General features: G+C 64.3%; 15 protein-coding genes. 11 read left to right on the forward strand and 4 right to left on the reverse strand.

What is annotated here, in order from left to right; all coding sequences use genetic code 11:
- Window positions 1-3 precede the first annotated feature (3 nt).
- The 8 genes from CCUG20998_RS19680 (at window position 4) to CCUG20998_RS19715 (ending at window position 9,326) form a co-directional block, all read left to right on the forward strand.
- Window positions 4-1,161: an acyl-CoA dehydrogenase family protein gene (locus CCUG20998_RS19680; protein WP_020730142.1), complete on the forward strand. Its 1,158-nt coding sequence runs from the start codon at window positions 4-6 to the stop codon at window positions 1,159-1,161.
- Entirely contained in the window at window positions 1,158-2,093 is a 936-nt protein-coding gene (locus tag CCUG20998_RS19685) for an acyl-CoA dehydrogenase family protein (protein ID WP_020730141.1), read from the forward strand. Before CCUG20998_RS19680 ends, CCUG20998_RS19685 begins: the two co-directional genes overlap by 4 nt.
- Window positions 2,090-3,583, forward strand: a complete 1,494-nt coding sequence (locus tag CCUG20998_RS19690) for a class I adenylate-forming enzyme family protein (protein WP_020730140.1) — start codon at window positions 2,090-2,092, stop codon at window positions 3,581-3,583. Before CCUG20998_RS19685 ends, CCUG20998_RS19690 begins: the two co-directional genes overlap by 4 nt.
- A gap of 204 nt (window positions 3,584-3,787) precedes the next feature.
- Entirely contained in the window at window positions 3,788-5,572 is a 1,785-nt protein-coding gene (locus tag CCUG20998_RS19695; protein WP_036456550.1) for a PE family protein, read from the forward strand.
- Window positions 5,573-5,797: 225 nt separating this feature from the next.
- Window positions 5,798-6,166: an Rv1352/Rv1906c domain-containing protein gene (locus tag CCUG20998_RS19700; protein WP_020730138.1), complete on the forward strand. Its 369-nt coding sequence runs from the start codon at window positions 5,798-5,800 to the stop codon at window positions 6,164-6,166.
- Window positions 6,167-6,385: 219 nt separating this feature from the next.
- Entirely contained in the window at window positions 6,386-6,862 is a 477-nt protein-coding gene (locus CCUG20998_RS19705) for an Rv1419 family lectin (protein WP_036456548.1), read from the forward strand.
- Window positions 6,863-7,029: 167 nt separating this feature from the next.
- Window positions 7,030-8,049: a hotdog fold thioesterase gene (locus tag CCUG20998_RS19710; protein ID WP_020730136.1), complete on the forward strand. Its 1,020-nt coding sequence runs from the start codon at window positions 7,030-7,032 to the stop codon at window positions 8,047-8,049.
- A 71-nt stretch (window positions 8,050-8,120) separates the two neighbouring features.
- Window positions 8,121-9,326 carry an amidohydrolase family protein gene (locus CCUG20998_RS19715; protein WP_036456220.1) on the forward strand — a complete coding sequence of 402 codons (1,206 nt, stop codon included), beginning with the start codon at window positions 8,121-8,123 and terminating at the stop codon, window positions 9,324-9,326.
- Between the two features lie 135 nt (window positions 9,327-9,461).
- Here the strand turns inward: CCUG20998_RS19715 and CCUG20998_RS19720 are convergent, their stop codons facing one another.
- Both CCUG20998_RS19720 and CCUG20998_RS19725 read right to left on the reverse strand, forming a co-directional pair.
- A complete protein-coding gene (locus CCUG20998_RS19720; protein ID WP_038580310.1) occupies window positions 9,462-11,276 on the reverse strand; it encodes a PPE family protein in 1,815 nt (604 codons plus the stop codon).
- The gene (locus tag CCUG20998_RS19725) at window positions 11,273-11,584 is read right to left on the reverse strand and encodes a PE family protein (protein ID WP_036456219.1); all 312 of its coding nucleotides are present in this window, start codon (window positions 11,582-11,584) and stop codon (window positions 11,273-11,275) included. Before CCUG20998_RS19725 ends, CCUG20998_RS19720 begins: the two co-directional genes overlap by 4 nt.
- A 1,178-nt stretch (window positions 11,585-12,762) precedes the next feature.
- Between CCUG20998_RS19725 and CCUG20998_RS19730 the strand changes: the two genes are divergently transcribed.
- Complete coding sequence (locus tag CCUG20998_RS19730) at window positions 12,763-14,724, forward strand: SpoIIE family protein phosphatase (protein ID WP_103653957.1); 1,962 nt, start codon at window positions 12,763-12,765, stop codon at window positions 14,722-14,724.
- 12 nt (window positions 14,725-14,736) lie between these two features.
- Here CCUG20998_RS19730 and CCUG20998_RS19735 read toward each other — a convergent pair whose 3' ends face one another.
- Window positions 14,737-15,972 (reverse strand): acyl-CoA dehydrogenase family protein, encoded by a 1,236-nt coding sequence (locus CCUG20998_RS19735; RefSeq protein ID WP_020730128.1) that lies wholly within the window; start codon window positions 15,970-15,972, stop codon window positions 14,737-14,739.
- Window positions 15,969-17,102: an acyl-CoA dehydrogenase family protein gene (locus CCUG20998_RS19740; protein WP_172607204.1), complete on the reverse strand. Its 1,134-nt coding sequence runs from the start codon at window positions 17,100-17,102 to the stop codon at window positions 15,969-15,971. The genes CCUG20998_RS19735 and CCUG20998_RS19740 overlap by 4 nt, the downstream gene beginning before the upstream one ends.
- A 195-nt stretch (window positions 17,103-17,297) precedes the next feature.
- Between CCUG20998_RS19740 and CCUG20998_RS19745 the strand changes: the two genes are divergently transcribed.
- Both CCUG20998_RS19745 and CCUG20998_RS19750 read left to right on the forward strand, forming a co-directional pair.
- Complete coding sequence (locus CCUG20998_RS19745) at window positions 17,298-18,122, forward strand: hypothetical protein (protein ID WP_020730126.1); 825 nt, start codon at window positions 17,298-17,300, stop codon at window positions 18,120-18,122.
- Window positions 18,119-18,781, forward strand: a complete 663-nt coding sequence (locus CCUG20998_RS19750; protein ID WP_020730125.1) for a hypothetical protein — start codon at window positions 18,119-18,121, stop codon at window positions 18,779-18,781. Before CCUG20998_RS19745 ends, CCUG20998_RS19750 begins: the two co-directional genes overlap by 4 nt.
- Window positions 18,782-19,027 lie beyond the last annotated feature (246 nt).

A 19,027-nucleotide genomic window follows, 5' to 3' on the forward strand; every position in this document is an offset into this window, starting at 1 on the left:
CCGATGGACTACGACCTCGGCGATGACGCCCGCCAACTGCGAGACCGACTGCGTAGGCTGATATCCGAGCACATCCCCGACGACTTCCTCGGTGCGTGCACCACCGATCCGCAAGATCTCGCGACCACGGAATCATTCTGCAAACTGTTGGCCGCCGAGGATCTGCTGGCACTGGCGTGGCCGAAGGAGCACGGTGGTGGTGGCGGTTCGATCTGGCAGCAGACCGTGTTGCGCGAGGAGATGTGGGCCCGCCATGAACCGCGCGGTCCGCAGTACATGGGAATCAACTGGGTCGGCCCGGCGATCATGCGCTACGGAACCCCGGCGCAGAAGACACAGCACCTGTCCGCAATCGCGGCCGGCGAGGTGGTGTGGTGCCAAGGATTCTCCGAGCCTGAGGCGGGAACCGATCTTGCGTCGCTGCGCACCCGTGCGGTACCCGAAGCTCCTGACGGCCCGGGGTGGCGTATCACCGGCCAGAAGGTCTGGACGTCATATGCGCAGATGGCGTCCTGGTGTGTGCTGGCGGCCTGCACTCATCCGGACGCGCCCAAACCCAAGCGCCTCACCCTGTTTCTGCTTCCCATGGACCGGCCGGGTTTCACGGTCCGGCCGATCCCCTCGATGCTGGGACCGCATCACCTCAACGAGATGTTCCTGGACGAGGTGCCGGCGTCGCCCAGCGACGTGTTGGGTGAGCCCGGTGACGGATGGCGAGTGATGCGCGAAGCGCTGGCATTTGAACGTGTCGGGATCGCCCGCTACGCCCGATGCGAATCATTGCTGGATCGGATGCGCACCGAGCTCGGCGACGACTGGGCTCGATTACCCGAGTCGATTCGGGTCCGCTGGGTGCGGGCACTAGCGGACCTGCGCGTCGCGCGCCTGCTGGCCTACCGCGCGGTCGCGCTGCGCGACGATCCCACCGCGGGTGCCGCGGCAAGCGCCGCCCGCATCGTCACCACCACCTGCGATCAACAGGTCGCCGAGTTGCTGTTGGACGTGCTCGGACCGGCCGCGTTGGACAGCGGCGCCACGGCCCCATTGCACGGGGCGATCGAGGACCATTGGCGTTACGCACAGGCAGCCACCGTCGCATCCGGCACCATTGAGGTGCAACGAATGCTCGTTGCACGTGATGTCTTGGGAGAACACCGGTGAATACCGAACTGCCGCAAGATGTTATCGACTTTGCCCGCGTCGCGGCCAAGCGCCTGGCGCGGGTGGGTGGGCCACCAGCGGCGCTAAGAGCCGAGACCGACGACGGCATCCGCCGCGCGGCCCGTGCCGCCCTCGACGACCTGAGCGCATTTGAACTGGACGTCCGATCCGGGCCCGCTGACCTGCTGGCCGCCGCCGTGCTCTGCCGGGCTGCCGGCACCGTAGCGCTCCCCTACCCGCTCGTCGAGGAGTTGCTGTCCGTCGACGGGGCCCGGCTGGCCTTGGTGAACCCAGATCTACCGCGCATTGACCACGGCGATCTGCCCGGCTCCTGGATCGCCGCCGATCTCGATGGAGCCCGTTATCGGCCACAACCGGCGGCGCGCACGGCCGCCAAGTTGGGCCCGTTCCTGGTGCCAGCCACGCTGGGTGCACCAGAGGGAACCGTCGCGGCCAGTGACATCGATCTTCATCTCGTCCTGGGATCGTGGCGCATCCTGGGAGCGGTGCAACAGTCACTGGACATCGTCACTGCCCACGTACGGACCAGGATCCAATTCGGCAAGGCGCTGGCGGACTTCCAGGCAGTGCGGTTTTGTGTCGCGGATGCGGCCGTCGCGGTGCGCGGACTCGCTGAACTGGCCAAGTACACCATCAGCCGCACGGAATCGTATGCGGCGCGGGTTCGTTCAGCCGATGCGCTCTTGCTACGGCTCAAGGCCGCCGATACCGCGCGCCAGGTGCTGCGCATCTCACACCAACTGCTCGGCGCCCTGGGATTCTGCGACGAGTCCGACATCAGCGTGCTGGATCGGCATACCCAACCACTCATCCGGCTACCTCTGTGCGCCGAAGCGCTGGCCATCCGGCTGATACCTGACGCGGCGGACGGCTCTCTGGAAACTCTCTTCAGCGCACCGGTATCGGCATGAGCACCCAACCGATGGGGCCCGGCGCCACGACGAACCCGCTGGCGGACGGGGTGCCCTTCGGAACCAGGCTCGAGGAGCTTGCCCAACAACGTCGCGACGAAACTGCAGTAACCATCGTCGCACCCGATGGCAGCACGCAATCGATGACCTTCGGTGAACTCGACTGCCTTGCCAACCAGTGGGGACGGACTCTGGCCGCCCATGGCGCCCAGACGGGCTCCCTAGTGGCCTTGGCGATTCCGAACTCGCAGCATCTGGTGCTGGCCACATTGGGGTGCTGGAAAATCGGCGCGGTTCCCATTCCCATGCACTGGGATCTGCCCGAATGGGAGCGCGACCGGGTACGCGCGGTAATCGATCCCGCCGTGATCGTCGACGAACACAACCGTTGGCGGCTGCAGGCCCACGCGGCGGGTGAATCCCGGGATCCACTGCCCACGGCTGTTTCGCCCACCGCCAACGGCATCTGCAGCAGCGGATCCACCGGAGTACCCAAGGTGATTCTCAATCTCGCTCCGTCGCTGTGGACCCCCCAACACGGCGAACCGTTCCTGTCGGCCTGGACCCCGGTAGCCCAACCGCAGACGATCATGGTGCCGGCACCGATGTATCACACCAACGGTTTCGCCACCTTCCTGATGCTGCTGGGGGGCGACCATCTGGTGGTGCTCGAAAAGTTCGATGCGGGATTGGTGGTGGATGTGATCGAACGCTTTCGCGTCACCAACTTCACCGCGACTCCCACCATGCTGGCGCGCATTGCCGCCATCCCGGGTATCCGGCAGCGGGACTTGTCCAGCATCGTCTTCATCCTGCAAGGCGCCGCCGTGATGCCACCGTCGTTGTTGCACACCTGGTTCGAACTACTCGGCCCGGAGAAGATCGTGACCGCCTACGGGATGACCGAGAACCTCGGGCTCACCGCGCTGCGCGGCGACGAATGGGTTTCCCATCCGGGCAGCGTCGGTCGCGGCTTCCGGGAAACCGAGATCCAGATCCTGGATTCCCAGCAGCAGCCGGTGGACCCCGGCGAGCACGGTGACGTCTATCTGCGCGCGCCGATGAGCGCGGGATACCGCTATCTCGGTGGAGCACCGCCGCTGCCGTCGACCGGCGAAGGCTATCGCTGTGCGGGCGACATCGGATATCTGGACGAGGATGGCTACCTCTACATCGTCGACCGCCGCGTCGACATGATCATCACTGGCGGAGCGAATGTTTTTCCGGCAGAAGTCGAGTCGGCACTGGCAGGGCATCCGGGCATCGCCGACGTCGTGGTGATAGGCATCGCCGACGCACGCTGGGGACGTCGGGTACACGCGGTGGTACAAGTCGCGGCCCCGCTGACCGAGCAGCAGGTGATCGAGTATGCCAAGAATCGACTCGCACCGTACAAGGTGCCCAAGACGGTCGAATTCGTCGACCGGATCCCGCGCACGGCAGCCACCAAAGTGAATCGATCGGCGATGATCGCCGCCCGCGGCGGCTGACCGCAGCGGCGGATCGCTGATCGACAAGCGGGTCTTCCACGTTGGGAAAGCCGGGCCCCCGAACGCTCGCCGCGCAAACCCCGGACACGCCGGATAGATCCCTCTACGCTCAAGTAGCGCCTTCCCGGTGGCCGGCTTTGCCGATCAGCACAACCGAGTACCGGCAACTGTCGGATGGCCTTCATCGTTGCGAAGGACGGTCCGATGACTTACGTGATCACGCAGCCAGACATTCTGACGACCGCGGCCGCGGACATCGCCGACATCCGGTCGGCGATCGGCGTGGCCAACGCTGCCGCGGCAAGCCCGACAACCGCAATGATGGCCGCGGCCGGCGATGAGGTATCACAGCTCATCGCGAAGCTGTTCAGTGCATACGGCCAGGAGTGCCAAGCCGTCATCACAGACGCCGCGGTGTTTCACGACCAGTTCGCTGCCACGCTCGCCGCGGCGGGAAGCGTTTACACGCAGGCCGAGGCCGCCGGCGCGGCCACCTTGTCGCAGGCGTCGACGACGCTGAGCTCACCCATCCGCGCATTGCTGGGCGGCACGGCGGCCAGCGCGTCGGGTGCGATGGCGGCCGCCGCGCCGATGGCCGCAGCCGGGGACCCGATCTACACCCTGGTCGTCGGCGGCAGCGGAAACCCGATCCCGTCGCCCGCCTACATCAGCAATGTTGTTTCCAAATTCGTCGCGCCGTATTTTCCGGTCGACCCGGCCTTGGTTCAGGGGCTGTTCACACCCGCCCAGTTCTACATCGATACCGGTATCAAGACCTTGCCCCTCAACGTGTCGGTCCCCCAGGGCGTAGCCATCCTCACCAACACCCTGGTCGGCACGAATCCGCCTTACCTAGGGCTGCTCACCAGCGGAAACACCGTAAACGTCACTGGCGACTCGCAGAGCGCCATGATCGCTTCGCTGGTGATGCGAGCACTCAATCCCACCAATTCAGGGGCCGCGGGCAGCCCATATTTCGACGATCTGACCTTCTCATTGTTCGGCAACCCAATGAACCCCAACGGCGGGCTGTTTGCGCGCTTCCCCGGCCTCAGCCTGCCAAGTATGGGTCTCGACTTTTACGGCTCAACGCCAGACAACTCGTTTCCCACCAACGTTTTCACACTCGAATACGATGGCGCCGCGGACTTCCCTCGATACCCCATCAATTTCCTGGCGGACCTCAATGCCTTCCTGGGGATCCAGTCCTTGCACGGCCAGTACCCGAGTCTTACCCCCGAACAGCTGGACACCGCAATCCCATTGACGAACACGGTGGGCCCCACATCGACCAACTACTACATGATCCCCAGCCCCCATCTGCCGCTCTTGGATCCAGTGCGGGCAATCCCGGTCATCGGCACGCCGATTGCGGACCTGATCGAGCCTGATTTGCGGTATCTGGTCAACTGGGGCTACGGCGATCCCGCCTATGGATGGTCGACCTCGCCGCCGAATGTGCCCACCCCGTTCGGGGTCCTCCCGCCGCTGCAAGCAACCACTTCACTGCCGGGCTATCTGGCCATCGGAACCCAGCAAGGAGTCAACGCCTTCGTCAGTGACATCAACACCGAGATATCGGCGTACTCCAACCTGCCGTCGACGCTGCTGTCCGCTCCACTAGGGGCGTCGGGCGCTGGGGGCACGTTACTGGCCGGGCTGTCGCCAGCGACGTTCTCCCCCAATGACTTTATCCACTTCCTACAGTCGGCAAACACCACCATCGTCAACAACATTTCGAACACCGCCGCCAACACCTACGCGTTCTTGCTTCCCACCGCTGACATCGCCAATGCGCTCGTCACCTCTGTCCCGTCCTACGACCTCAACCTGTTCCTGAGCGGGATCGAGCAAGCGATCAATGGGGACCCTGCCGGCGGGTTGGTCTATGCGTTCGGCGCCCCCATCGCCGCCAACATCGCATTGGGCACGCTCGCGGGCGGTTTCGAGTTGAGGGCTTTCTTGGGCGTTGCCAGCCAGTTCCTCTGACCCCTGCTCTGATGGGTGGCCCCGCCGGCCGGCAGCCGATCTCGTTGTCGCGCTGGGTAATGCCCTGATGGAGTTCTCGGCTAGGACTCCATGGGCGCCCAGAACGCCGGCACCGCACGACTGCGGACGCCGCACCGTCCGGTTCAGGCTCTTCAAGAACTATTGAGGCGCGGCGCGCCCGGGCATACGCTGCCAATGGAATCGGCAACTATCTGGTGAGGAAACATGCCCCTACCGCGTCTGCGCCGGGCGGGCGCCGGCCTCGTCACCTGGGTGGCCACCGTCGCTCTCGCGCCACCGGCCCTCGCGGACCCGATGGACCCGATTCCGGGCAACGGATTCTTTCTCGTCGGGCCCGACATTGCGACCGGCCTCTACCACACTGTCGGGTCGGCATCGGACTGGACGGTGTGGATAAACAATGTGCCGACACAGGACTCGATGTGCGTGTGGTTTACCTACAGCACGCCCGATGCGAACAAGGATCACGTCGTCGAAACGAATATTTCTGTCGGCCCGATGTATGCAAATATCAATTCGACGGTGAAGGCCTTCGAGTCGCAGAACTGCCAACCCTGGACTCGGGTCACCTGAATTGCCAGCGGGTCCGGCGTGCTGCCTCCAGTCCATCGACCAGGGTGGGGTCCGCCCGACCGCCCGGCTAGCAAAATCCGCCGCGGGTCGGCGACAAGGAGCGGCCCGGCGGTGCACCAAACTTGCTGCTTGCGACCGATCGTTTGCAGCGGTAGTGGTCTCGGTGTGCACCAAGCCGGTGGCGACTTCGGTGTACCAAAGCTGAAAGGTGGAACCGAGATGGGTCAGTCGCGGTTGATGGGCGGACTGCGCCGGGTGATTGTCGTGGTCAGCATGGTGTTCGGCGCCGCGACGTTCAACGCTGGTCAGGCAGGTGCCGACGGCCCGGTTCAGTTGGAGAGCCGGTTGGGCGATGTGTGTCTGGATGCCCCGAGCGGGAGCTGGATCACGCCGGTGGTGATCAACCCCTGCAACGGGACGGACTTCCAGCGCTGGAATCTCACCGACGCCCAGCAGCTCGAAAGCGTCGCCTTCCCCGGGGAATGCCTAAACATGCCGGGGCAGAGTTGGACAGTGCACCTACAGCCCTGCGTCGATTGGTTCAGCCAGCATTGGACCATCCAGCCCAACGGCCAGGTCACCAATGAATTCGGCGGCTGCCTCACGGTCCTCGGCGGCCCGGCCCCTGGGACGTGGCTGGCCACTCGTTTCTGCAACGGCGATGCCCCCGACCAAGGGTGGGACAGCGTTGCCTGATCGCGCCCGCGGGGAGCCACCGCATCGCCACCGATAGCCGCCAAGATCAACAAGAGCAATATGCCCACACCACCGGAGAGTCGCTAGTCGCTCGGATAGCCGGCAAATCGCGGTAACCTCATTCTCAAAGCGTTCCGGACAACGCATCCAAAGAGGAGAATCCGCCCATGGCCGGCCCCAGCGAGCAAGTTGAAGCGACGCGCGCCGACCGCTTCATCAAGACGGCGGTGGAAATCCTGGGCGAGACCGGACGCACCGACTTCACGGTTCAGGAAGTCGTCACCCGCTCCAAGACGTCGCTGCGAGCGTTCTATCAACACTTCAGCAGCAAGGACGAGCTGCTGCTGGCACTGTTCGACCGGACCATGTCCCAGACCGCACAACTGTGGCGCGCCGAGGCCGCCGGACTCGACAGCACCGCCGCACTAAAACTCGTCATTGATCGCATCAGCGCACAACCGGAGTCCAGCACCCAGGACAGCCTCAATCGTGCGTTGAGCCTCTACAATCAGCATCTCGCCGAAACCCGGCCTCGCGAATACGCCCGAGTGCTTTCCCCGCTGCATCGGTTGATTCGCGACATCGTCGGACAGGGCATCACCGAAGGCATGTTCAATCCCGGCCTCGACGTCGGGGCCGCGGCCGCGATCGTCATGCAAACCGTGCTCGGTGCGCTTCGATTGCGTTGGCTCGGAACTGAATTGAATGCAACTCCGATAGATGCCGGCGAACTCTACGAGTTCTGCAGCCGGGCCCTGGGAGTTCGTGATGCCGAGGAGTCGGCCGCATCCTCGCTGACCGAGCTGTTCGCGCAGATCGGGATGCGCCAAGAACCTTCCCACGATGACGGGTTCGCGATGACGATGCCCGTCAGCCCACAGGTGGTCAACACCTCCGGAGCCCTCCAAGGCGGCCTGATCGCCACGCTCGCAGACGTCGCGGGCGGCCAGCTCGGCCTGCAGTACTTGCCGCCCGGCGCGGCCATGACCACAGCCGACCTGTTCATCCGCTACCTGCGCCCGATCCGACAGGGCGCCGCCCGCGCGGTGCCGCGGATGCTCAGGGCCGGCCGGCGAGCGCTAGTCATGCAAGTCGATATTTTCGGCGATAGCGCCGACGAGCTTGCCGCAACGGCGACGGTGAATTTCGCCATCATCGACCGTAATGACACCAACGAAACAGGTTAGCGGCACCCTTGCACCTAGTGGTAACGTCATTACCACTAGGTGAGAATCGAGACTTTTCCAAGGAGATCGCCATGCCTTCTCGCGAGCTTCCCTTTCCGGTGTTTGACGCCGACAACCACATGTACGAGCCGCAGGAGGCCCTCACCAAGTTCCTCCCGGACAAGCGCAGACACGTAATCGATTACGTGCAGGTTCGCGGCCGCACCAAGATCGTGGTGCGCGGCCAGATCAGCGATTACATTCCCAACCCGACATTCGAGGTGGTCGCCCGGCCCGGAGCCCAGGAGGAGTACTTCCGCAACGGCAGCGGCGGCAAGAGCTACCGCGAGGTGATGGGCGAGCCGATGAAGGCGATTCCAGCGTTTCGCGAGCCGGGGCCGCGACTCGAGGTCATGGACGAGCTCGGCCTCGATTACGCCCTGATGTTTCCCACGCTGGCCAGCCTGGTCGAAGAGCGGATGAAAGACGACCCGGAGATGACCCACGACGTCATCCATGCGCTCAACCAATGGATGTATGAGACGTGGTCGTTCAACTACAAAGACCGCATCTTCGCCACCCCGGTGATCACCCTGCCCATCGTCGATCGGGCACTTGAAGAACTGGAATGGTGCCTGCAGCGCGGTGCTCGCACCGTGCTGGTCCGCCCGGCACCAGTTCCCGGCTATCGTGGCAGCCGCTCGTTCGGCTTCGAGGAGTTCGATCCGTTCTGGCAGGCCTGTATCAAGGCCGGGATCCCGGTCTCAATGCACGCCTCCGACAGTGGTTACTCCGAGTTCCTCAACGTTTGGGAGCCCGGCGACGAATTCCTGCCGTTCAAGCCCACCGCGTTTCGGATGCTGGCCATGGGTAAGCGGCCCATCGAAGATGCGATGGGCGCGCTGGTCTGCCACGGTGCGTTGTCACGCAACCCCGAGTTGCGCATCCTGTCGATCGAAAACGGTGCCGACTGGGTGCCAACATTGTTCAAAGGCCTCAAGGGTGTCTACAAGAAGATGCCGAACGCCTTCATGGAAGATCCGATCGAGGCGTTCAAGCGATGCGTATACATCAGCCCGTTCTGGGAAGACCGATTCGCCGAGATCGTGAAGATGGTCGGCACCGACCGGGTGGTCTTCGGCTCCGACTGGCCGCACCCCGAAGGCCTGAAGGACCCCATCTCATTCGTTGACGAGCTTGCCGGCTTCCCACCAGAAGATGTCGCAAAGATCATGGGCGGCAACATGATGGAGGTCATGAAGATCGGCACACCCGCCCCCAAACCGGTCAACGCCTAGCCGTAGGCCTCCCGCCGTACAAGACAGCGGACGCCGGTCAGCGACGAGGCTGCGCGGTAGCGGCGACCGTCAGGATTGCCCAAACTCACGTTCGAGTCCCCTAGCTGCACCGGGTGAGACGCGGTGCTGAGGGGGCTATTGCGCATCGCTAATCGCGCCTGAGGAGGGCGCCGAGTCGGCGCCCCACGTTCCCGGAATCATCGGCATGCGCGGGCCGCCGCTAAACGCATTGTCGCCCAGCGTGGTCAGGCCCGACGCGGCGGTGGTGGTCTGCCTGTGCCCGGTTCCGGCGAAACCTCCGGTTCGCGCGACCCGATCAGAGGCGGCAGCAACCCGTTGCTCGTTGCACGAACGACTCGGGTCGTGGTCGGTATCGGGCTCCAGGTCAGCGTATTCAAAACCGCGGCCGATCTTTTCGAGCTTGGCCCGCCGGCGGCGCTGCGATCGGGGTTGATGTTGGGCCGGCGCCGCGCCCGCCGCGGCCTCGGCGTCATAGGGCTCCGGCGCCTTCGTTCGAGCGCTGGCACCGAACGCTTTCCTGGCAATGGGAGTCATGCCGCCCGCCAGGTACGCGTAGCCTTCCATGCCCACACCGGTCACCGGCTGTGGCGCGAACGCGGCGGCCGGCGCGGCCGGGGCCGCCGCCGCCGCGGGAGCCAGTTCCGTGCCCAAGGTGGCGGGCGGGGCCGAGGGCGGTGGCGGCGCCAGCGTTGCGCCGGGCGGCGCGGGTGGCGGGCCTGCGGCCAGCGATGAACCATCCGGCAGGACGAAGCCGGCGCTCGACGTCAGGGCCACCGACGGAGCCACGCCAGTCAGAACGCCCCCGAGCAGCATCGGTACGTACGCGGCCGTGAGCTGCGTCAGAGTGGCCGTGAACTGCGTGACAAGTGACGTGATGTAGGAAATCGCTTGCATGAGCATCGTTAACGAGTATGCGACCGCCGTGTACACGGCATACACCATCTGCGCAATGGTGGTGACAAGGTTATAGATAAATGCCATCGCCGATGCGATCATGCTCACCGCGTTATAGACGGCAACAGCGGCGAAAAGGCGCAGCGCCCAGCCCAGAGCACGATCGACAAAACTGATGATGTTGCCGATCAGGCTAAACGTCTGGCCGACGAAGTTGGCGATTTGCCCGAGCGCCGCAACCAACAGTTGGGGAATCGTGGCAGGCTCGCCTTCCACGGCGTTGGCGTTGTCGAAAACGACTAGCGCTCGGTCCGCGCCCACCTCAGCACCGTCGTCTGCGAGTTCCTCGATGATCGGTCCGGCCTCATTGTCGGGACGTTCCACTAGGCCGTTCGCATCACCGCCGTCCTCGATTGGATCGTCTTCGGGTTCCTCAATAATCGGTCCGGCAGGCTCCTGCTGATCAGGACCTCGCAGCATCAGCGGCGCCGGGCGGTTGCGTGGCGGGTTCAACGCCACCGCCATATTTGCCTGCTGCTGATACAACTGCATAACGCCCGCCGCCTGTACCCACATCCGCGCATAGTCGGCTTCATTGATCGCAAGCGGGATCGTATTGATCCCAAAGAAGTTCGTCGAAAGCAACGCCATATTGCTGGCGCGGTTGACCGACAACTCCGCCAGCGTTGGCATCTCCGCCAACGCAACGGAGTAAGCCACCGCCGCTTGCTCGTGTGCAATAGCTTGCTGTTGGCATTCCTGACCGGCCTCTTCCAACCACTCCAGGTAAGGCCCAAATGCACCCCGATAGCTCTCCGAACCCACGCCCCGCCACGGCACCACAGCCAGCTCATTGCTGAGATCCTGTGCTGCCCAATCGTATTCGAGGCCCAGCTGGTGCAGAAACGCGCCCGCCTCCGAAAGGGGGCCAGGGCCCGGACCGAAGCTCAGCGCACCCGAATGCACCTCCGGCGGCTGGCCCATCCAAAACGTCGGCACCACCGTGAAGATCGAGAGCAAGAATGGAAGCGTCACCTCGGCACTCCAAACGTATACGAAGCCGCCGCCATGGCATCACGGGCCGCGTAGTCGGCCCCGGACTCGGCAACACCGACCCCCGAACGGGCGAGTTCATCGATCCCTTGGACACCCACCAGGGCGCGTTCCCCGCCCTGGGCGCTGAACACGACCGCGGTCTGCAGCGAGACCGGATCGACCGCCGGTGGCACTACCGCCGAAATCGCCGGCGCCGCAGCCGCATGCGCGGCCGCCAGCCGAGCGGTGATTGCTTGGACCGCCGCACTGGCCGCCAACAAGCCTTCGGGAACTACTTGCAGTGTCATCACTTCCCGCCTCTTGAGGTCACTGGTACCGCTGATGCTTGGCACTGAATTGCCAACCGAAAAACGGGACCGACGCTAGCAGCAGCCTGCCCGCGGGAGTTGGGCAGCCCGGTCTGCCGGCGGCGAAACTCATTTCCTGCCAGGCCTCGACGGCGCGCACTAGGGTGTGGAGGACGTCGCCCACCGCACACCGGGTGTGCTGATGCTCGCGTTTCTGCGCTGCTAGATGCGGTGAAAGCGGCCCAGGCAGAGGCACCGACCGGTGGCAAGCCGAGTTTCGCGGTGATCGATCGACTCGCGTTTCGCCCGGGTTGCTGGGTTGGACCGCAAGCATTGCCGGACCATCGCTGAACACCCGGCGCGGCCAACCCCGTTGGGCCGCAGCAGCTATTGGCGCGGCCCCGGCAGGAAACCGATGCGGTCCGTGACCGGCGGTCACCATCTGCTGATCCCACGCGTTGCCGCCAACGGCGAGCCTGCCGACCCAAGCCCGCCGCGCCCGAAAGTGATACCAAACCAACACCGAATGGTGCGATGATGTTGACCGTCAACGAGTTTCGCAGACGCTTCAATACCATGCCTTTTACCGCTCACCGCATCATGGAAACTCTGCTGGCCTGGCCACCATGACGGCCGCACTACCAATCGATCTTGTTTCTCAATCACATCCCTGCGCCCGATGTGTCATGGTTGCCCGCCGCTGAGTCATCGAATCCATTGTGCGCAGCACCGATGTGGGTCAGCTAGCGACGAATTCGCTGCCGCAATCACGTTCCCGAAGACGATCCGGATACCGGTGAGAAATTCCGTTGTAGGCGCTGCCCAATAGCTCCGGTGCCGCACCGCGATTTGGACCGCCCGAACCGCCGCGGCGACGCGTCAAAGCCGAACTTGACCAAAGTGACTTTCCCCGATCGCCGGCCGACCGAACCACCCCGACTCGTCGCCTCCACAGCGCGCCAAAGCGCTGCAGCCTTGCTTTTCGGCCGCATCCGCGGGGCCACAATCGACCGCCGAATCCACCCTGGCCTCATCACCCTGGTGGTCGCGGCCACGACCGGCCGCATTTTGGTGACGCGAGCAGGTAGCAGATATTGATAGCCTAGATGTTGCTGCTTGACCTGCTGCGTCAACGCACATACTCGTTTGTTCGCTCGGTCCACAGGAGGGACGGCCACATGGCGGCCGAAATGGACTGGGATAAAAGTGTTGGTACAGCAAACACGGTCCGTCGTATCTTCGAGAATGTCCCCACCATGCTTGTCGGTTTGGAGGGACCCGAGCACCGCTTCGTCGCCGCAAACGCGGCATATCGCAGGTTCAGCCCGACCTTTACTGCGGTAGGTCAACCGGCGCGAGAGGTCTATCCCGAACTCGAAAGCCAGCAGATCTATCACATGCTCGACCGGGTATATGAAACCGGCGAGCCACAGTCCGGGGCCGAATGGCGACTGCAGGCGGATTTCGACGGTTCTGGAATCGACGAACGATACTTCGACTTCCTGGTGACGCCGCGCCGCCGCGAGGACGGGTCCATCGAAGGCGTGCAGATTCTCTTTGACGACGTCACGACCAGGGTGCGAGCGCGGCTGGCCGCCGAGGCGCGCGTGGAGGAGCTCTCCGAGCGGTACCGCCATCTGCGAGATTCGGCGATCGTGATGCAGCAGGCGCTGCTCGCGCCGTCGGTGCCCGTCGTTTCGGGCGCCGATATCGCCGCACAGTATCTGGTCGCCGCACAGGACACCGCGGCCGGTGGGGACTGGTTCGACGCCGTGGCCCTCGGTGATCGGCTCGTGCTGATCGTCGGTGACGTGGTCGGCCATGGGGTGGAGGCCGCCGCGGTGATGTCACAGTTGCGTACCGCGCTGCGGCTGCAGATCGCTGCCGGACGCAGCATCGGCGAAGCACTCGAGGCGCTGGACGCCTTTCATGAGCACGTGCCCGGCTCCAATTCGGCGACCCTGTGTGTCGGATCCCTGGACTTCACCACCGGAGAATTCCAGTACTGCACGGCCGGACACCCGCCCCCCTTGGTGGTGACCGCCGAGGCCAAGTCCCGCTATCTAGAACCGTCCGGCGCCGGCCCGCTGGGCAGCGAGACCGGATTCCCGGTCCGCACCGAGCTGATCGGGGTGGGCGACGTGGTACTGCTCTACACCGACGGTCTGATCGAACGCCCGGGTCGGCCGCTGGGGGCAAGCACCGCGGAATTCGCTGACTTGGCGGCAAACATAACTAGCGGCGGCGGGTTTGTCATCGATGCACAGTCACGCCCCATCGACCGGCTCTGCTCGGAGACACTCGAATTACTGCTGCGCTCCACCGGATACAACGATGACATCACGCTGCTCGCGGTGCAGCGCCGGGCACCAACGCCGCCGCTGAACATTACCGAGGATGCGACGATCCACGCCGCCCGTGCCATTCGCTCCCGGCTGCGCCAATGGCTTTCGGAGATCGGGGCTGACTCCAGCGACATCTCCGACATCGTCCACGCGATTTCCGAATTCGTCGAGAACGCGGTCGAGCACGGCTATAGCACTGATGTTTCCGATGGCCTGGCCGTAGCGGCGGCGCTGGGCGGCGATGGCAAGCTGCGGGTCGCGGTGATCGACCACGGCACCTGGAAGCATCACCGCGAAGGCGAGAGGGGCCGGGGCCGAGGACTGGCCATGGCCGAAGCCTTGGTCTCGGAGACGCATGTCAGCCACGACGGTGCAGGGACGACCGCGACCGTCGTGCACCGACTCTCACGACCGGCCCAGTTCGTCACCGACCCGGTCGTCAGCAGAGCACCAAACCGACCAACCATCGATAGCGAGTTCGCCTCCACGGTCACCGAGTCCGGCCACATCGTCGTGCGCGGCGACGTCGATAGCAACACCGCCCCCACCCTCGACCGGCAGATCGCGGTCGAAAGCCGCTCCGGTATAGCGTCTTTGACGATCGATCTCAGCGCGGTCACCCATCTTGGATCGGCCGGCGTCAGCGCCCTGGTCACCGCCCGCGACCGGGCACGCAAACAGGGCGGCACGTGCGTACTGATGGCGCCGCCGGGAAGCCCCGCGCACCACGTCTTGTCACTGGTGCAGATACCGGTGATCAGCGGCGAAACCGAGAATGTCTTCGCCGAGGACTAGAAACGCACCCGGTCACCGTGGTGGGGCGCGGCGCACCTGATTGAACGGCACGCCGCGGTCGGCGGCGAATTCGCGGGGAAAATTCAGCATCCGCTCGCCGATCACGTTGCGCGCCATCTCGGTGGTGCCACCGCCGATGGCAACCGACTGCCGGGCCAGATAGCGCAGGCCGGTCTGCAGGCCCTCGCCGGGTTGCCCGACTACGCCGCCGGACCCGGCGATCGCCAACGAGGTATCCATCTCACACATCACCGTTTCGGCATGAAAAAGCCTGATCAGCGTTCCAGCGGCGGGCGGCAACGTGCCGTCGCGGACACTGCGATACACGTGGTCGATCAATTGCTCGCAGACAGCGCGGTGCACCAGCGCGCGCCCGGCCATCTCGCGCACCCGATCGCTGTGCGCCTGGCCTGTGGTCTCCGCGAGTGCGACATAGTCGACCGGCGTCGCGTGACCGCCCTCGCTGCCCGCGCCGCTGGCGAATTCCGAACCCATTCCGACCGCACGCCGTTCGTGGTACAGCTGCCTCGATGCCACGGTCCAGCCGTTATTCACCTCTCCGACCACAGCGTCGTCGCCGACATCGACACCGTCGAGAAATTCTTCGCAGAACTCGGTGGAGCCATTGACCTGAGTGATGCGACGCAAGGTGATGCCGGGGTGATTGATGGGCACCAAGAACATGGTTAGACCGTCATGCTTGGGCACATCCCAGTTGGTGCGCGCCAAACACAGTCCATAGTCCGCGGCGAAGGCGCTGGTGCTCCACGTCTTGGCCCCGTTGATCACCCACCGGTCGCCCTGACGTTCCGCGCGGGTGAGGACACCGGCCAGATCGGACCCACCGCTAGGCTCAGATAGCAGCTGTACCAGCACCTCCTCACCCCGCAGGGCCGCGGCGATGTGGCGCTTCTTCTGGCTCTCGCTGCCGGTGTCAAGCAGGGTGGCGCAGCAGATGGTGAAGGTCGGGACGTTGAGGATCAACGGCATCTCATAGTGCAGGGATTCCTCGTCGAATGCCCGCTGGTACTCATACGCCAGGCCCTGGCCGCCGTACTCGCGCGGGAAGCAGATGCCCGCGAAACCTCCGTCGTGAAGCCGCCTTTGCAGTTGCCTGGCGCGTTGCCAGGAGGCTTCGTCATCGCGGGGCGCCTCCGGCGGCGACAACGGGTCGATCTGTGACATGTTGGCGGCCAGCCACTTTCTGGCCCGGGTCGCGAATTCGGCAACCGATTCAACCGCTGTCATGTGGCCGCCCGCTGCGCCTCATACACCCTTAGGTTGTGTTCTTCGGGAGTACCGAACATGGAGCGGTACAACATGACTCGCCTCAAATACAGATGCAGGTCGTGTTCCCACGTAACGCCGATGCCGCCGTGCATTTGAACGCAGCTCTGCACGATCTGGCTGGCCATCTCCCCGACGTAGGACTTGGCGATGCTGGCGCAGCGGCCCGCCTCCGCAGAGCCGGCGGCAAGCTCGGCCACCGCAGCGGCCGTCGTCGCGCGACACGCTTCCACCCACATCTTCATGTCCGCGAATTTGTGTTTCAGAGCTTGGTAGGAGGCCAGCGGGCGTCCGAAGGTGTGCCGATCCAAGGCCCACTGCGCGGTGAAGTCGAAGACCGTTTGCAGGATGCCCACCACCTCGGCGCACTGCAGCACCTGCGCGATCTGACTCTGCCGGTTGATCAACGACCGCGTCTCGGCGGCGGTACCGACCACAGCGGACTCCGGCACAACCACGCCGTCAAAGTCCACCCGCGCGTATTGCTTGACCAGGTCCACCGACTGCTGGGCGGTGATCCGCACGCCCGGGGCATCGGTGGGAACCAGGAACTGGCGGACCTGGCCAGCACATCGCGCCACCACCAGCAGGACCGCACTTTGCGGCCCGGCCTCCACCTGATGTTTGCTGCCCTGGATCTGGTAGCCAGAGGCGATGGGGGTGGCCGTGACCGTCGGATCCACAGGGTCCCAGCCCCGGCCCGGCTCGGAAACCGCCCAGGACGCCACCGCTTCACCGGACATCAGTGACTCGATCAAATCAACGTGTGCGTCTCGCTGGGCGCAGTCCACCAAGGCGGCGAGCACCGTCGAGACCGGATGCAACGGGCCGGGCGCAACCGTCTTTCCGAGCTCCTCGGCAACCATCGCCAAGTCGACGACAGCGTTGCCAGAGACGCTGCCGCCCCCCAACTGCTCGGGGATCAGCAGACTCGTCCACCCGAGTTCGGCGGCCCGTCGCCACCATTTCGGATCGAACGACATACCCGCCGCGTTTAGCTCCCGGACATGACGCAGCGACGCTTCTTTTTGCAGAAATGCGTGGGTGGTAGAGATAAAGAGTATGTTTTCGGGAGAGTCGACAGCGGTCATGACGCCGGCCGGACGTTCCTGGGCCATCCTTCGCCGCTGCGAAGGACGCAGGGGGGAAAGTCTGGGTGGCTGATCATCCGCCTAATCGATCCTCGTTGGAGCGGAGTTCGCTGGTGACTCTGATGTTAGCAATGAGCAATACCGTAAGAGATACCGGAGTTCACTCGATAATGATCGTGACGGGCTGCAGCAGCGATGGCTGAGACGAACGAGCCGAGCTCGGAATTGCCGACCACGAAAGCCAACGCGATGGCGTTGGCCGCCGAAGCCGAAGCCGAGGCCGCCGAAGCGGAAGCACTGGCCGCAGCGGCCCGCGCGCGGGCCCGCGCCGCGCAATTGAAGCGTGAGGCGCTGGCACTTGCCGAAGATGAAGAATACGGCGAGTACGAAGACGACGAGTACGAAGACGACGAGGAATACGAAGACTACGACGACTACGTCGCGGAGGATGAGGACGCCGAGTCAACCGAGGCCGAAGACGAAGAGCCCAACAAGCCGCTTTCGTGGCGCGACCGGGCTGTGAAGTGGGCGCGGATAGCGCGGCTGTCCATCGTTGTCAAGGTTGCCGCACTTCTGATCGTCTTTGGCTTTGCCGGGCTGAGCGCCTACTTCGTATGGAATCACGGTCAAGTCACGCAACGGCAGGAGCGCGCCGAGGCCTTCACCGATGGGGCCAAGACTGGCGTCGTCAACATGACCTCCCTGGACTTCAACAAAGCCAAGGAAGACGTCCAGCGGGTGATCGATAGCTCCACCGGCGAGTTCAAGGAAGAATTTCAGTCCCGGGCAGCCGATTTCACGAAGGTGGTCGAGCAGTCGAAGGTCGTCACCGAGGGAACGGTGCACGCCGCGGCGGTCGAATCCATGGAGGGGCACACCGCGGTGGTGCTCATCTCGGCGACCTCACACGTAACCAATGGCGGTGACGGCAAGCAGGAACCGCGTATCTGGCGGCTCAGGGTAACCGTGACCGAAGAGGACGGACAGTACAAAATGTCGAAGGTCGAGTTCGTACCGTGACCGATGATGTGCGCAACCTCGACAGCGCCGAAACAACCCAGTTCTACGCCGCCGATGAAACGGCGGCGATCGATCCTGATGCGCTCGAACTCGAAGATCCAGACGACACCGGCGAAGCATCAGATGCCGACTCCCCCGAGGCGTCCGGCAAACGCGACCTGTGGCGAATCAAGGTCAACTTGAGACCCGTCTCGATCATTTTGGTAGTGCTCGTGATGATCTCGGGTGGCATCGCGGCCTGGCTGTATGTCAAGACCTACCGGCCCGACCAACAGGTGGACCCCGCCGTCGCGCGCCAAGCGGTCAGTGCGGCCTCCGACGGTACGGTGGCACTGCTGTCCTACTCCCCCGACACCCTCGACGACGACTTCGCCGCCGCCAAGTCACATCTCTCCGGAGATTTCCTGGCCTACTACGAACAATTCACCGAGCAGTTCGTGGCTCCCGCCGCCAAGCAGAAGGCATTGAAAACCAGCGCTCAGGTGGTGCGTGCCGCGGTGTCCGAGCTGCATCCGGGCTCGGCGGAAGTTCTGCTGTTCGTCGACCAAAGCACCTCGAGCAAGGACCACCCGGACCCCACCATGATGCCGATCAGCGTGCTGGTGAGCATGGCTCAGATCGACGGGAAGTGGCTGATCACGAAATTCACGCCGGTCTAGCGCTACGTCGCGAACGCCCGGCGCGTCCGCGCATGCAAAGCCCGGACTTCCTGGGAAACAACCCAATCGGGAACCAGAGAATCAACCCTTGTGGCCGTGCGGGATTCGTCTGCGTCAGGGCTGTCCGCCTCCCGGCCGCCCGAAGGTTCCCCGTCAAGGTAGACCCCGGCTCGGGGCAGCAAACCGTACGCCGCCCACGGCACCCGGACGGCCGCGAACCCCGTTGGGATTAGTTGCTATCTATAC

The sequence above is a fragment of the Mycobacterium marinum genome, from assembly GCF_003391395.1.
GTDB lineage: Bacteria > Actinomycetota > Actinomycetes > Mycobacteriales > Mycobacteriaceae > Mycobacterium > Mycobacterium marinum.

What these genes read in the sequence shown, in the direction of transcription:
- CCUG20998_RS19735 (WP_020730128.1), bottom strand. Translation starts at nt 15,972, where the DNA reads ATGACAGCGGTTGAATCGGTTGCCGAATTCGCGACCCGGGCCAGAAAG.
- CCUG20998_RS19700 (WP_020730138.1), top strand. Translation starts at nt 5,798, where the DNA reads ATGCCCCTACCGCGTCTGCGCCGGGCGGGCGCCGGCCTCGTCACCTGG.
- CCUG20998_RS19680 (WP_020730142.1), top strand. Translation starts at nt 4, where the DNA reads ATGGACTACGACCTCGGCGATGACGCCCGCCAACTGCGAGACCGACTG.
- CCUG20998_RS19715 (WP_036456220.1), top strand. Translation starts at nt 8,121, where the DNA reads ATGCCTTCTCGCGAGCTTCCCTTTCCGGTGTTTGACGCCGACAACCAC.
- CCUG20998_RS19745 (WP_020730126.1), top strand. Translation starts at nt 17,298, where the DNA reads ATGGCTGAGACGAACGAGCCGAGCTCGGAATTGCCGACCACGAAAGCC.
- CCUG20998_RS19710 (WP_020730136.1), top strand. Translation starts at nt 7,030, where the DNA reads ATGGCCGGCCCCAGCGAGCAAGTTGAAGCGACGCGCGCCGACCGCTTC.
- CCUG20998_RS19725 (WP_036456219.1), bottom strand. Translation starts at nt 11,584, where the DNA reads ATGACACTGCAAGTAGTTCCCGAAGGCTTGTTGGCGGCCAGTGCGGCG.
- CCUG20998_RS19730 (WP_103653957.1), top strand. Translation starts at nt 12,763, where the DNA reads ATGGCGGCCGAAATGGACTGGGATAAAAGTGTTGGTACAGCAAACACG.
- CCUG20998_RS19705 (WP_036456548.1), top strand. Translation starts at nt 6,386, where the DNA reads ATGGGTCAGTCGCGGTTGATGGGCGGACTGCGCCGGGTGATTGTCGTG.
- CCUG20998_RS19690 (WP_020730140.1), top strand. Translation starts at nt 2,090, where the DNA reads ATGAGCACCCAACCGATGGGGCCCGGCGCCACGACGAACCCGCTGGCG.
- CCUG20998_RS19695 (WP_036456550.1), top strand. Translation starts at nt 3,788, where the DNA reads ATGACTTACGTGATCACGCAGCCAGACATTCTGACGACCGCGGCCGCG.
- CCUG20998_RS19740 (WP_172607204.1), bottom strand. Translation starts at nt 17,102, where the DNA reads ATGACCGCTGTCGACTCTCCCGAAAACATACTCTTTATCTCTACCACC.